The organism is Psychrobacter sp. HD31, from assembly GCF_051097895.1.
Taxonomy (GTDB): domain Bacteria; phylum Pseudomonadota; class Gammaproteobacteria; order Pseudomonadales; family Moraxellaceae; genus Psychrobacter.
On record NZ_CP142525.1, the window covers coordinates 1,870,928 to 1,886,009 of the forward strand.

The 15,082-nt window shown below is 38.2% G+C and carries 13 protein-coding genes; 6 read left to right on the forward strand and 7 right to left on the reverse strand.

Annotation, left to right across the window (positions count from 1 at the left end):
* Positions 1-68: 68 nt before the first annotated feature.
* Entirely contained in the window at positions 69-563 is a 495-nt protein-coding gene (locus tag VH441_RS08405) for a cytochrome b (RefSeq protein WP_434353197.1), read from the forward strand.
* Between the two features lie 124 nt (positions 564-687).
* On the opposite strand, the gene minE is transcribed toward VH441_RS08405, so the two are convergent.
* The 5 genes from minE to VH441_RS08430 form a co-directional block, all read right to left on the reverse strand.
* A complete protein-coding gene (gene minE / locus VH441_RS08410) occupies positions 688-963 on the reverse strand; it encodes a cell division topological specificity factor MinE (RefSeq protein ID WP_434353198.1) in 276 nt (91 codons plus the stop codon).
* A 2-nt stretch (positions 964-965) separates the two neighbouring features.
* Complete coding sequence (minD, locus tag VH441_RS08415) at positions 966-1,778, reverse strand: septum site-determining protein MinD (protein ID WP_434353199.1); 813 nt, start codon at positions 1,776-1,778, stop codon at positions 966-968.
* 144 nt (positions 1,779-1,922) lie between these two features.
* Positions 1,923-2,690 carry a septum site-determining protein MinC gene (minC, locus tag VH441_RS08420; RefSeq protein ID WP_434353200.1) on the reverse strand — a complete coding sequence of 256 codons (768 nt, stop codon included), beginning with the start codon at positions 2,688-2,690 and terminating at the stop codon, positions 1,923-1,925.
* 83 nt (positions 2,691-2,773) lie between these two features.
* The gene (locus VH441_RS08425) at positions 2,774-3,823 is read right to left on the reverse strand and encodes a hypothetical protein (protein WP_434353201.1); all 1,050 of its coding nucleotides are present in this window, start codon (positions 3,821-3,823) and stop codon (positions 2,774-2,776) included.
* 159 nt (positions 3,824-3,982) lie between these two features.
* The gene (locus VH441_RS08430; RefSeq protein WP_434353202.1) at positions 3,983-4,936 is read right to left on the reverse strand and encodes an acyltransferase; all 954 of its coding nucleotides are present in this window, start codon (positions 4,934-4,936) and stop codon (positions 3,983-3,985) included.
* Positions 4,937-5,232: 296 nt separating this feature from the next.
* Here VH441_RS08430 and VH441_RS08435 point away from each other — a divergent pair, with 296 nt between their 5' ends.
* The 4 genes from VH441_RS08435 (at position 5,233) to VH441_RS08450 (ending at position 10,615) form a co-directional block, all read left to right on the forward strand.
* Positions 5,233-5,898 carry an OmpA family protein gene (locus VH441_RS08435; RefSeq protein WP_434353203.1) on the forward strand — a complete coding sequence of 222 codons (666 nt, stop codon included), beginning with the start codon at positions 5,233-5,235 and terminating at the stop codon, positions 5,896-5,898.
* Between the two features lie 278 nt (positions 5,899-6,176).
* Positions 6,177-7,598, forward strand: a complete 1,422-nt coding sequence (locus VH441_RS08440) for an imelysin family protein (protein WP_434353204.1) — start codon at positions 6,177-6,179, stop codon at positions 7,596-7,598.
* A gap of 211 nt (positions 7,599-7,809) precedes the next feature.
* Positions 7,810-9,399, forward strand: coding sequence for a di-heme oxidoredictase family protein (locus VH441_RS08445; protein ID WP_434353205.1), 1,590 nt, complete (start codon positions 7,810-7,812; stop codon positions 9,397-9,399).
* A 64-nt stretch (positions 9,400-9,463) separates the two neighbouring features.
* A complete protein-coding gene (locus VH441_RS08450; protein ID WP_434353206.1) occupies positions 9,464-10,615 on the forward strand; it encodes an imelysin family protein in 1,152 nt (383 codons plus the stop codon).
* Positions 10,616-10,721: 106 nt separating this feature from the next.
* Here the strand turns inward: VH441_RS08450 and typA are convergent, their stop codons facing one another.
* Together typA and VH441_RS08460 are read right to left on the reverse strand one after the other, a co-directional pair.
* A complete protein-coding gene (gene typA, locus VH441_RS08455) occupies positions 10,722-12,575 on the reverse strand; it encodes a translational GTPase TypA (RefSeq protein ID WP_434353207.1) in 1,854 nt (617 codons plus the stop codon).
* A 288-nt stretch (positions 12,576-12,863) separates the two neighbouring features.
* Positions 12,864-14,111, reverse strand: a complete 1,248-nt coding sequence (locus VH441_RS08460) for an OmpA family protein (RefSeq protein WP_434353208.1) — start codon at positions 14,109-14,111, stop codon at positions 12,864-12,866.
* A 372-nt stretch (positions 14,112-14,483) separates the two neighbouring features.
* On the opposite strand from VH441_RS08460, the gene VH441_RS08465 reads away from it, so the two are divergent.
* Complete coding sequence (locus VH441_RS08465) at positions 14,484-15,005, forward strand: pilus assembly FimT family protein (protein WP_434353209.1); 522 nt, start codon at positions 14,484-14,486, stop codon at positions 15,003-15,005.
* The last annotated feature ends 77 nt before the right edge of the window (positions 15,006-15,082 follow it).

Sequence of the window (15,082 nt, forward strand, 5' to 3'; positions counted from 1 at the left end):
CTTAAATTTTTACCATTGTGAGTAGTTTTTTGTGATAATTAATTTGTTAATTAAGAGGAGGTGTTTTTATGGCAAATCAAAAATGGTCGGTGGTAACCAGAATCATCCATTGGACAATTGCGATTTTATTGCTTGCAACTTGGATATCAATTGAATACGTGGATAATCTTGACTTGCATAAGTCACTTGGTGTGGTTGTGTTGTTATTTGCGGTTGCACGGATAATTAACCGTATTACTGCGGCAGATCCTGTTAAATTAAATAACCCAAAGTGGCAAAAAATTGCAGCGGAATCAACGCACGGATTATTGTATTTGCTGTTGTTAGCCATGCCTATTCTAGGCATTTTACGGAGTGTGTATGCAGGGTATCCCGTGAGTGTTTTTGCAATATTTGAAATACCTGTATTTGTTACGCCTGATAGAGAAATTGCTAAAATTCTACATGAGTGGCACACCAATATTGTGTGGACGTTAGTGCTGATGTTAACGGCAATACATATTTTTGGCGCACTTTATAATCAATTTATATTAAAAAATAATGTCATCAATAGAATTAGATAAGCTTTCATAATAAAAGGGTAGGTGTAAAGCTGCGTGCGATTATGAGGTAATTTTAGATAAAAAAGAGGCAGGTAAATTATTACCTGCCTCTTTAAATTGCTTTTTTATTAGCTTAATAATTACATTAGCGCTGATCTGGTAAGTTGATGTTCATTTCTAGCATGTCATAGTTATCTTCATGGCGATGATTGATATTAACATCATTCATTTCCACGCCATTAACATACTTATTAACAACATCTAAGATTTCACGTTTCATTTTTTCAATGCGATCAGCGGTTAGGCGACTATTTAAGCGGTCATCACTTGCGACAATCACTTTTAAACGTTCGGTTGCTGTGTTAGCACTGCCAGTGGTTTGCGAGTCACCACCAAATAGTTTACTCCAAAATCCTGCCATTTCTAACCTCCAAACATACGTTGTAGCCAGCCTTTCTTCTTCACTTCGATATGACGAAGTGGGCGTTCTTCCCCTAAAAAGCGAGCAACGATATCATCGTAGCATTGACCAGCAACAGAGTTGGTAAAGTTGATGACAGGCTCACCTTGGTTAGAGGCTTCTAGCACGGTATCACTTTCAGGAATCACCCCTAATAAAGGGACTTTTAAAATGTCCTTAGAAATCGTGTCAATGTCCATCATCTCGTTTGCTGCAGCACGCTCTGGATTATAGCGACTAACAATTAGATGCTCACGCACGCTACCAGTGCCTTCTTCTACTTTTTTGGTACGGCTTTGTAAAATACCAATGATACGGTCAGAGTCACGCACAGATGAAATTTCTGGATTGGTAACAATCAGTGCTTCGTCTGCATGGTACATAGCAAGCTGTGCACCACGTTCAATACCTGCTGGTGAGTCACAAATAATATAGTCAAAATCTTCAGAAAGTTCTTGCATAACTTGTGCAACACCCTCGTCAGTCAGTGCATCTTTATCACGTGTTTGACTGGCAGGTAAAATGAATAGATTTTCGAGCTCTTTATCTTTAACTAAGGCTTGTGATAGGCGAGCATTACCGTTAATGACATCTACAAAATCATAAACAATGCGGTTTTCACAGCCCATTACTAGGTCAAGGTTACGTAGGCCAACATCAAAGTCGATAACAACGGTTTTGTAGCCTCGCTGGGCTAGGCCAGTAGCAAAAGAGGCACTGGTTGTTGTTTTGCCAACACCGCCTTTACCAGAAGTAATTACAACGATTTTTGCCACAGTGGCGTACTCCTGTATTTTGTTTTGTAATTTATATTTGCAATATGCACAATAGTTTATCGTTAATAGGTTAGCATAATATTAAAAAAAATAATAACAATATTTAATTGTCTTTAAATGCTTATGCTTTGGTTTAATTTGGGGTTAATCTTCATCCATAATCTGAAAAACAAGCCCTTCGCCTTCACGGAAGCTCACTTGCACAGGTTGGTCAATAACCTCTTCTGGAATGCTATCTCGCAGGCAATAAGTACCGGCAACAGACACCAATGACGGATTAAAACGCTGACAAAAAATATGTGCGTTTTGGTCGCCAGTTGCACCCGCTACCAGCCTACCCAAGCCACGTCCATAAATGTGCAGGTTGTTGTCGGTGATTGCTTCGGCGCCATCATTTAAACCGTTTAGTAAAACCAGGTCACCCCCCGTATGGCTTAAGCTTTGTCCAGAGCGTAACATTGGCTCGTAAACCATACTTGTCATACCCTCTGAGTTTTTAGCAGCTTGGCTTATATGAGGCGTTTTTGTTTCTGTTTTTGTCGGTTTAACAATATTGTCTTTTGAGTGTTTAGTATCCGATGGTTTTGGTTTAATACGTTCGATACGTTTGCCATCGGCAGGGAAAATAGCAAGCTGTAATTGTTTTGCTTGTTCATCCATTTCACCAGTTACAACCCCAATAGGCTGTAGCCCCCATTGCCAAAGTAGTTCAACAAGCGCTTGTAAATTTTGTTCTATTTCGCTTTCTATGATGACAGGGATTTGACTATCTTTTGTGACACCTTCTGATTGTAAGGTTGCTTCAATTTCGTTTAAATCGTTGGTGCTGAGCCTTAAACGAGAAAAAGTAAGCATTTTGCCAAAAAAACCGACTTTGCTTTCTTTTGTACGGGTTTTTTGTTTTTTGGTCATGGTTTTATCCTAATAAACATTAATATAAATAGGGTATAATTTTTTAATCAAACAATGCAAATTTGGGTACTTATATTTGGCACTTATAAATGAATGTGTTGGTTGTGTTTCCACTGCTGAACTTTTACCTGTTCTTCAAATGAAGTTAGCCCATCTTCAATAACATTGCCAAGTAAAGACTCCATTGCAGGGTTGTCGATATCAATACGAGTAATACCTTCAGCAATTTCTTGGAACAATTTATCCAATACTTGCGTATCTAATAAGCGTTGGCTGACAGAGTTAACAACATTTTCTCCCACTTTTTGCCCTATGGTTAATACCTGAGACTCTATTAAGCTACCAGCAATTGGTATCATTCTTAGGTACTTACGCAGTTCTGGCGTTTGAACAATCGCATCTTGAATGGCCTCACCTGCTTGTATGGCAATAGGGCTAGATTTATCGGTTGGGTTTAGCGATTGTTGTAAGCGGGGTGCCAGCTCTTTATGAAGTAAGCTCACAATCATGGTTTCAATTTCTTTACGGTTACTTTCGATTGTTTTTTGAACCAAAGCCTGATGTGAAGCGGTATTTTTAATTTGAGTACGGAAATTATCGGTTGCTGTTAAAATTACACGGTCAGATAACTCTTCAAGTATCAGTTCATAATAAAATTTGCCTGTATCAATCCATTTTTGTGGAACAACTTGATAACCCAATTTGTATAAGTGACGACCAATAAAAAAAGCACGGAACAAACGTAGTGCACGTAATTGTGGAAGACAGCCTAAAACTTCATACCAATGAACAAATGGAAAAAAGAACCAACGATAGTAGGTTTTACTAGCGATGGCAATAATCCAACGAACAACCAATTCAAAAATCAAAAATACAGTAAAAAATCCACCTAAAGTATGAATAGGGTTGTGGAAGTTTTCTTTATAAGTGCTAATAAACTCTGTAATGCCAATCCACTCACCAACATAGGCTAAGGCAGAACTCATCATAATCGCATCGATAGAAATAATTGTTAAATCTACCACAATAACGAGTAACATAAACATGTCATAAATGAGTTTGCCAGTTAAAGGCTGTTTTTTACGTTTTGTTAATGGCTTTTTTTGTATGCCAGCGTTTGGTGGATTTGTCATTATAATTCTCAAAATATGCAGTAAAAAAATGGTCTATAACTACTTAATTGTAATTATAAAGAAATGTGCCATATTAAGCGATATAAATGACAATCTTGTTGCCAATTTATAACATATTGAATATGAGATATATGTGTGGCAAAAGTTAAATTTAATGGGTTAACACTTATCAAAGGTTGCTAGCATTTCATCAATGCGCGCATCTTTTTGCTGCCAAACGTTATCCAACCAATCAAACATTTGGGCTTTGATCTTTTCATCGGTTTGGTAACCGCCTTGTTTGATGTCGCTAAACAGTTGTTCTGGCATGTCAATATGACGAATATCAACCCCTAAATTTTTGATATTACCTTTCCATAAATCACTGTAATCGGGTGGTTGATTGGTAAAGTCGGGATACACAACCGTCATGTCCAAAATACCTTCTATCTCATCGCCTAAAGCACTAATTGCGAGAGACAAGCCGCCAGCACGCGGTGTTAATAAATGTTGATAAGGCGAGTTTTGCTCTTTGTGTTTTTTTGGGCTAAAACGAGTGCCTTCAATGTAATTTAATAATGTGAAAGGTTTGTTTCTAAGCAACTCACAAGCGCGTTTTGCTTCGTCGATATCTTTACCTTTTAATGCAGGGTTTTTAGCAATTTTTTCTTTAGAATGACGTTTCATCATCGGAAAATCTAAAAAATAAAAAGCTTGCCCTACAATTGGGATGTAAATTAGCTCAAATTTAGTAAAAAACCGAGTTAGGGGAAGTTTGTTTTCACTAATATATTGGATAATGCTGGTATCTACCCATGACTGATGGTTACAAATCAATAAATAACTTTTCTGTGGGTCTAAGTCATCAGGCAGATTAAACTGCCAGTTTTTTTTAGGCAAAATATTATCGATTAATTTGTTGTTAATCTTAATCCAATTATCAGCGATTTTGATAACGCTTTTATCTGCTACTTTATTACCAGTGATAATTTTTACAGCCCCAGAAAGCCATAATGGGATGCTAGCCACAGATGAATGAGCAGTGATTGCGCTACTGGCTGTTGTTAAGGATAGAACTTTCCCTACCTTTGGATTAGATTTATGGATTTTATTGAATATAGATTGTACGCTCATAGCCATTACTTTTTTTCATGTTTGTGTGGATGTAAATTTAATTATCTGTTTTAAGTTATCTTATTTTTACATTTTACAAAATAAATTATTTTTTGCTAATAGATTATATACAGATTTATTTAAGCATAAATAGGTCAGAAACACCATTGTGACAAAATATTACACAATTTAGACTGGACTGTCTCTTTAAATTTGTTATCTTATAAGTATAAAGTTATGTGATTATGTTGGTACTTCATTAATTAAATTTATTAAAGTACTAATTTAATACAATTATTATTTACCAGGAGAGGGATATGAAAAAACAACTTTTAGTGACTGCAATGGCTTCTAGCATGGCATTAGCAGGTTGTGCCACACAAAATGGTACGAATGGCTTTGATCTTAGTAATGTTAACAAAGCGGTATTGGGTGCGGCTGCTGGTGCGGCTGCTGGTTATGGTATCTCTAAAGCGACTGGTGGCGAGCACGAAGGACGTGACGCTTTAATTGGTGCTGCTTTAGGTGCTGGTGTTGGTTTATATATGCAAAATCAAGCGGCTCAGCTTGAAAAGCAAATGGCAGGCACAGGGGTAGATGTTAGCTATGATCCAAATACTAACAACATCAACGTTACTATGCCAAACAATGTAACGTTTGCTACCAACAGTGCGGTGATTAATACGTCTGATGCAGCTGAGTTAGATAAACTTGCGGCAACATTAACACAATATGATCAAACTAACATTGTTGTTGTTGGTCATACAGACAGCACTGGTGGTCCAGCAATTAACCAACCACTTTCTGTTAAGCGTGCCAACTCGGTTGCTAATTACTTATACCAAAAAGGTGTGGGTAAAACTCGTTTGTATGTCGATGGTAAAGGGGCAACTCAGCCAATCGCTACGAATGCAACAGAAGCTGGTAAAGCTAAAAACCGTCGTGTAGAAATTGAAATTAAAGCACCACAAAGCATAAGCTAATTGTTCAGACAATCAAAATAAAAAACCAGCCAAGTGCTGGTTTTTTTGTGCGCACACTTATGATTAAGAGTAATTATTAAAAAGAATTTGATAATTATTATCAATAATAATATAATTGCCTTAATCTGTAACCAAATAGCAATATTTAAATCAATATGATAGTGCGTGGTTACCAAAGTTTGGCTAGTCGTTTTAGCCCGTGAATAATTGATTTACTGGGTAGTATAAGTGTTATTCACATTTTTTATTTCATCCAAATTAAACTTTGAGGAAAAATTATGGATATTTTGGCTTTAACAAAACGCGGTGTATTGGCAACAGCGATTGCAACAGCAATGTTTGTATCTGGTTGTGCAAAAGAACAACCAACTGAAGCAGAGCATGCGGAGCATGACCACAAAGAAGGTGAAGCACACGCAACAGCAGTAGAAGTAGAAAAAGGTAAAGAAGCAGAAGCCTTGCTAAATAGTTTTGCTGATATGGCACTAGCATCTTATTCAGACTCACTAGAAGGCGCTAAAAAGTTACAGGTTGCTTTAAATACTTATGTTGATGAGCCAACACAAGCAAACCTTGACGCAGCAAAAGCGGTATATAATGAAGCACGTAATCCATATTCACAAACCGAAGTATTCCGTTTTGATGAAGGTTTTGTAACTGCTAACACAAATCGTGCAATCGAAAGCGTTGACGGTTGGGAAGGTCAATTGAATGCATGGCCACTTGATGAGGCACTAATTGACTATGTAAGCGATTCATACGAAGGTGAATATAATAACAGTGCTAACATTATTAATAGCGATAGCATCAAGATTGGTAGCATCAGCCAAGATACAAGTAAAATTACACCACAGCTATTGGCTGATATGAATGAAATTGGTGGTAGTGAGGCAAATGTTACCTCTGGTTACCATGCGATTGAGTTTTTACTATGGGGTCAAGATACAAATGGTACAGGCGAAGGCGCTGGTAATCGTCCAGTATCTGACTTCAACACAGAAGAAGGCAAATGTACGAATGGTACCGTTGTTGCTGACAGCACAAAAACCTGTCAACGTCGTGGTGAATACCTAAAAGCTGCTGCTCAACTATTGGTTGATGATTTAACAGCGATGGTTGCTCAGTGGCAGCCAGATAGCGAAAATACATTGCGTTCGGATTTACTAGCTCGTAAAGATGACAATGCAGTACGTCAGGTAATGTATGAGATGGGTAGTTTGGCACTTGGTGAGCTTGCTTCTGAACGTTTACAAGTTGCTGTGGTGGTTGGTTCTACTGAAGATGAACACGAATGCTTTAGTGATTTAACACACAATAGTTATGCCAAGAATGCACAAGGTATTAAAAACATTTTTGAAGGTAACTACAACGGTAAAGGTGGTTATGGTGTTAAACAATACTTAATCGACATGGGTAAACAAGAAGAAGCTGACGCGTTGCAAGCTAAGTTCGATAACGTAACGACAGCCTTTGATGTGATTGTTGACCAAGCCGAAAATAATGGTATTAAAGTTGACCAAATGATTGCGACAGTTGCGCAAGCTAATGGTAACGGTGTTGCCAAAGAAGAGCAAGAAAAGCGTCGTGGTTGGATTAATGATTCTATTGCTACATTACAAGAAGTAACTGCTGGTATTGAAACAGCTGCTGCAAGTGTTGGCATTGATAAACTAGATGCTGATACTGGTAGCCAGTTCTAGAAAATGATTATTGTTAATGATAATTAAATAGTTGAGTGTGTAAATGACCAGCCAATGTGCTGGTCATTTATTTTATAAATCAAAATAAAACTGAGAGTTTACATTTTAATAATATGCATTCGCAATAAATTTGATACAATACCACAATAAAGCTAGGTAATTCTCAGCCAGTCATTTCTAGCATGATATTCATGGGTCTAAGGAGCGTATCATGGCTAACTTTCAACATACTTATAAAGTTCGTCCAATTATCACGGCAATCACAGCCCTTATCGGTGCCAGTACATTGTTGGCCTGCCAGCAGTCTAATAACGCACAATCTGATATGACGGGTGTGTCGGCAGATAGAGCAAAACAAATTGAAGAAATTGCTGGTGTCTCACAAGAAAAACTATTAGCGTTTGATCCACAAGAAATGAAACAGGGTGGAGAAACTGGCATTAACATTGACAGTAGTGAGAGCTACTCAAAACCATCCTCTAATATCAGTGCCAGTCGTAAAGGCAACTTTTTTGTTGGTAATGCCTTTTTTAAACAGCCTTGGGTTATTGCTCCAGCAAGTACAGATGCCAGAGATGGTTTGGGTGCCCTGTTTAATGTGGCAGCTTGTCAATCTTGTCATATCAAAGACGGGCGAGGACATGCGCCAGTTAATGCAGAAGATACAGCTGATAGTTTACTGATTCGTTTGGCGGTCCCACCCACCTCCGAAGAACAAAAGCAGAAGCTTGCTAACTCTGAAATTGAAAAAGTGGCACATCCTGTTTATGGCGGACAGTTGCAGGATCGTAATATTCAAGGCGTGCCTGCAGAAGGGCATGTTGCGGTAGAATGGACAGAAGTGCCTATTAAATATACTGATGGACATGAAGTTATGTTGCGTCGCCCAACTTTTAACCTGACGCATGCAGGTTACGGTAAGTTTGGTGAGGATACTATGGTATCTCCACGGGTTGCGCCACCAATGATTGGTTTAGGTTTACTTGAGCATATTAAAGCAGAAGATATTAAGTCTCAGGCGGATCCAGAAGATAAAGATGGTGATGGTATCAGTGGTAAATATAACTGGGTGATTAGTGCATTAGATGGAAAAAAAGCGTTAGGTCGTTTTGGTTGGAAAGCTGGACAACCATTTTTGATGACACAGAACCAAGGTGCTTTTAATGGAGATATGGGTTTAACTTCTCGTCTGCACCCTGATGAAAACTGTACACCAAGTCAAACAGCTTGTCTTGAAGCGCCAACCGGTGCTGATGACCAAGGTGATGGTGAAAAACCAGTGGAAATTAGTGATGAGATAGCGAAATTTGTTGAATTTTATACGCGTAACTTAGCGGTACCAAATCGACGTCATGCAGATGATCCAGTTGTGCTGGCAGGTAAAAAGCATTTTCATAACTTGGGCTGTGTAAGCTGTCATACGCCTCGCTATCAATTGCCAACAACCGATGATGACCACGTTGAACAGAACGGACAAGTTATCTATCCATATACTGATTTGTTATTGCATGATATGGGTGATGATTTAGCGGATAAGACGATAGCAGGTAAGATACCGAGCAAAGATATCCAAGTAGAGTTTTTAGCGAATTCGCATGAATGGCGTACACCTGCTTTATGGGGCATTGGTTTGGCTCAAAAGGTTGATGCACAAGCGGGCTTCCTACACGATGGACGTGCGAGAACACCAATAGAAGCAGTATTATGGCATGGTGGTGAAGCCGAAGAAGCGAAGCAAAAGGTACTTAAGTTGGATGAACAAGGTCGTAAAGAATTAGAAGCATTTTTAAGCTCATTGTAATATGATAGAGACTTAAAACAATTTTTGATTATTTTTGGATTAAAAAAATAATATGGAATAACTTATGAAAAAAAGTAAAATTTTGGCGTTAACATTATCAGCAATTAGTACAGGTATTTTGATTAGCTGTGCGAAACCTGCACAAACAGAAAATACACAGACAGAAGTGACTGATGGGGCAAAGGTAACGGATAGTCATACCACTACCAATGAAGCAAAAGACAGTCAACCAGCTGATGCAAAAGCAGATCAGGTAGTAAATATCTCACCAGAACAAGAAACTGTCTATTTGAAGCATGTTGCCAATGATATTATTGTTCCAACTTACAATAAGGCTGTTACTGAAAGTCAGTCATTTCATAGCTTAGCAAATGAAGTGTGCCAATCTGGTGGCGTATCGGTAGAACAAATAGAAAAGCTGCGTAGTCAATGGTTGATGCTTGCGACGGCATGGGCACAAGCGGAGGCTATTAATTTTGGACCAGCGACAGACAATATGAACAATTTGTTTATCAATTATTTCCCTGATGAAAGAAAATTGGTTCATCGTAGTGTGGAAAAGCTGATAGCAAATAGCCCAAAAATCACACCCGAGCAGTTTGTTGACCAAAGTGCTATCGTGCAAGGTGTACCAGCATTAGAAGATATCTTATATACTAATGATGCCTTTGATGCGGCACAGTGTAACTATGTTATTAGTGCTAGTAATGAGCTAAATCGTCGTTTAAATGACATTGCTGAACAATGGAAAGTTAACAGTAACACCCTATTAGACACAGCTAACCCAAAAATAGGGATGAATCAATATTTTAATGGGCTATTGTTTTATATTGAAAACTTAAAGTCGACTGGTGTTGATAAACCGCTTGCACTGAATTCTAAGAAAAAAGGGCATGTACCTGCTCACATAGCAGGGCAAAGCCAAACAATTATTCAAGCAAAATTGGATATGCTACAACAGGCATTAGCTGATAAAAGCCTACAGACCTTAGTAAGCGATGATGAAAAAGGCATGCAGTTACTTGATTCAGCGACAGCGAGTATAGAAACGGCAAAAAAACAACTTGCCACTTTGCCTGCCGATATCACAACCGCTGAAAAAGCGAATCAACAAGCTTTGCATGATAACTTAGCCAGCATTACAAAAGAACTTAAGCGAGGCATACTGCCACTATTTGGGGTTCAGATTGGTTTTAATAGCACCGATGGTGACTAAATAATAGTAATAGGGGGATGTTTATAGCGCTACAAGTTTTTTATTAAATCAACAAATAAAAAGGCAAGTACATAATCTGTACTTGCCTTTTCTTATTCTTTAACTATTACGCGTCTTTGTCTTTTTTACGAGTATGACGTTTACGGTCACTTTCAGTTAAGAATTTTTTGCGGATACGGATAGATTCAGGCGTTACTTCAACCAATTCATCGTCTTCAATAAATTCTAATGCTTGTTCAAGTGTTAGCTTGATAGCAGGGGTTAAAATAATGTTTTCATCAGTACCTGAAGCACGTACGTTAGTTAACTGCTTACCTTTGGTTGGGTTAACGACCATGTCATCACTACGTGAGTTCACACCAACAATCATACCTTCGTATACTTCTAAACTTGGTTCAGCAAACAACTTACCACGTTCTTGCAAGTTAAATAATGCAAAGCCTAAACATTTACCAGTGACCATAGAGACGAGTACGCCATTGATTCGACCACCAACTTCGCCAACCTTTTGTGGACCATAGTGAGAGAAGCTAGAAGTTAAAATTCCGGTACCTGATGTCATGGTCATAAACTCAGATCGGAAACCAATTAAACCACGCGCAGGCATCACCGCCTCAATGCGCATACGCCCTTTGCCGTCAAGTTCCATGTTGCTCATTTCACCTTTACGCAGGCCAACTTGTTCCATCACAGAACCTTGGTGTTCTTCTTGAATATCAAAAATAACATTCTCGTAGGGCTCTTGTAGCTCACCATTTACTTCTTTTACAATCACTTCTGGGCGCGAGATACCTAACTCATAACCTTCACGGCGCATGTTCTCAATAAGTACAGATAAATGCAATTCGCCGCGACCAGAAACTTTAAATTTCTCTGGAGAATCTGTGTCTTCTACACGCAGTGCAACGTTATGGATAAGCTCACGCTCTAGACGTTCACGGATGTTTCGTGAGGTCACAAATTTACCTTCACGTCCAGCAAAGGGTGAGTCGTTTACTTGGAAGGTCATAGAAATAGTTGGTTCATCTACGCTTAGTGCTGGTAGTGATTCAACATTTTCAGGATCACAAATTGTATCAGAAATGTTTAAGCCATCCATACCTGTTACACAAACAATGTCGCCAGCTTGTGCTTCGTTTACTTCAATACGTTCAAGACCATGATAGCCCATAATCTTTAGGATACGACCATTACGTGTATTGTCATCTTTATCAACAATTTTAACAGGGGTGTTGGTTTTTACGCTACCACGTTGGATACGCCCAATGCCGATAACGCCCATAAAGTTGTCGTAATCTAGGCTAGAAATTTGCATTTGGAAAGGACCATCAACATCTACATGAGGTGGTTCAACAATGTCAATGATAGTTTCAAAAAGAGGGGTCATATCATCGGCTAGTTCATCAGCTTCGATACCTGCGATACCGTTTAGTGCAGAGGCATATACAACAGGGAAGTCTAGCTGTTCATCACAGGCGCCCAAAGCATCAAATAAATCAAAAATTTGGTCCATAACCCAATCAGGTCGAGAGCCTGGGCGGTCGATTTTATTAATAACAACAATTGGTTTTAGCCCTTGTTCAAAGGCTTTTTGAGTAACAAATCGAGTTTGCGGCATAGGACCATCAACAGCATCTACCAGCAGTAATACACAATCTACCATAGACATAACGCGTTCTACCTCGCCACCAAAATCGGCGTGACCTGGGGTGTCTACGATGTTAATGCGGTATTCAGTATCATTTTTGGGGTTATGCCATTTAATAGCGGTATTTTTTGCTAAAATGGTGATGCCACGTTCCTGTTCTAATGCATTCGAGTCCATGACTCGCTCAATCTCACCAGCGCGATCGCCTAGAGTGCCAGATTGCTGTAATAGCTTGTCAACCAAGGTCGTTTTACCATGATCGACGTGAGCGATGATTGCAATATTTCTTAAGTTTTTGATGTTGTTAGCCATAAACTCTACTCAGAATAAAAAATTGTAGTAATAAGGTTTCAGTTATTTGTTAAATAACGAATTTTTAAAAGGTTGCCTAGTATATCATTAATGTATGACAAATATGTGTTTTTATATTAAGCCGTTACACTAAATTTATTTTACATTAGGTTCATGTATTTAAAGAAGAGTATCGGATGTTCACTTATTTGGGGTGGGTATCGGTCTCGTTTTTACGTTAGATACCAGCTTATTTTTTGAATAAAAAAACACCACCCGAAGGTGGCGTTTTTTATAAAAAACTAATAATTATTTAGTTTTTGTTTCGGTCACAGTCTTATCACCAGTGATGATAGCGTAAACACGACGGTTCATTGCGCGACCTTCTTCGTTATCGTTAGAAGCGATTGGACGCTCATAACCATAGCCTTTAGTTGCGATACGAGCTGGGTTTACACCAAATTCGTTAGCAAGCATTGCTTTAACTGCAACAGCACGTGCTTCAGATAGACGTTGGTTGTATGCAGCTGAAGGACCAGTTTTAGATGCGTGACCTTCAATCTTAGCAACTGAGTTAGGGTACTCACGCATTTTTTCTGCTACTTTAGCAATTTCAGGCTTGTATTGCTGTTTGATGTTTGCTTTGTCGTTGTCAAAGAATACACGTAGTTCCATTTTTAGTGCATCTACGATGTCTTCTTGTACTGGGCAACCTTTAGCGTCAACAACAACGTTCATTGGTGTGCCTGGGCAAGCGTCTAAACGATCGATAACACCGTCTTTATCGCTATCTTTGTCCATTACTACAGGTGCAACAGGCGCAGCAACTGCAGGTGCAGCACGACCTAGTGCAACTTGAAGACCCGCTGTTGCTAGACCTTCCCACCAGTTGTTGTCAAAGTTGTGGATAGCACGTGCTTCACCACGAAGTGCAACATTATTGTTGATGTTATATAAAGCACCTAGACCTAGGTTACCAATAGTATCTTTAGATTCAGAAACTTCAGTACCAGCTTTTACGTCGCCGTAAGTTTCTTGGTTTTCTACTTTAATTTTAGACTGACCAGCACCAACTAGTAAGTAAGGGTCTACAGCCCAACCAGTGTCAACAAATTGGTCAAGACCAACTAGGAAGTTACCAGAAATCATTTGCTGTTCTACGTCAAAACGGTTAACACCAGCTTCTGCTGATTCTTCAGATGCTTCACCGTTAGCATCAGACTGACCGTATTCAACTTGGAACTGAGTCGCGTCAGACAAGTCAACACCCAGTGCAAGACCAGTATACAAGCTAGACTCTTTAGAAACACCACCATTAGCTGGAGCTTTTACTGTTTCGTTAGTATCTGGGTTTTTACCGTCAACATCAATGCGCTTGTCATCTTTGTTTACGTATAAGTCTTTACCAGTGCGTAAAACTTCACGCTGTTTATCATTAGTATCACCTAAGTCTGAGTAGTGATAACCTACTAGCGGGGTGATAGTTACGCCAGCATTTGCAGCTACAGTAGCAGCAGATGCAGTAATCATTGCTAAAGCGATTTTATTAAGTTTCATGGATTCCTCCAAAGTTTGTTTGAGTGTTTTAGCTTAGCTTTGTTTAGATACATATCCATTGCACAACATATATTTGAAATATTATGTAACAAATGTATTCATTGCATAGCTTAGCGATATTCACAAAGTTTTACAACTTTTTTTTAATGAAAGCTACATTTTATTACATGAAAAAACAAGAAGTGTAACTTTCGTTAAATCATGAAGCTGATTTGTTTGAATCAAAATCTATTAACACACATTTTTAGCAAACAAATATAATAAACTGTATCGCTATGCAACTTTTATTATAAGATAAAAAACGAGTTTTGACAAAACTTGGATACTTTTTAAATACATAAAAGTGTTGCTTAATGTAAAAGGATGGATTAATTGCAAACAAAAAAAGAAGGATTCACCCTGATAGAAATGCTGGTGACACTAACAATTTTAGCTGTCATAAGTGTTTTTGCTTACCCACTGTTTACGAACCAGTTAACAAATATAGAAGCTAGCAAAGTTAAACGCATGGTTGTGACAACATTAAAAGAGGCAAAAGCAAGTAGCTATGCTTATCGTACAAATGTTCTGGTTTGTTTTTTAGATGAAAATAATCGTTGCCAAAAAATGGGTAATCAACGTTTAGTTTCTTTTTATGATAAAAATAATAATAAAAAATATGACATGAATACAGACAGCCTTATTACCAGTAATCCATTGTCATTAAAATATGGAAAACTGAGGTTGCAGGCAGGTAGCCGTGATTATATTCGTTTTGCTGCAGAAACAGGTATGCCGCGCGGTCACTTTGGTAATATTAAATATTGCACTAACCAAAAAAGAACGATTCAGCAGTTTAAAATTACGTTTAATCAAACAGGCAAATTTACTGTTACTAATTTATCTGAGTGTTAGTTTAGAAAATTTAGATTAGTAACTATATTATCCAAAAATATATAGCTCACAAAATTTAATTCATTTATGTGTGGTTT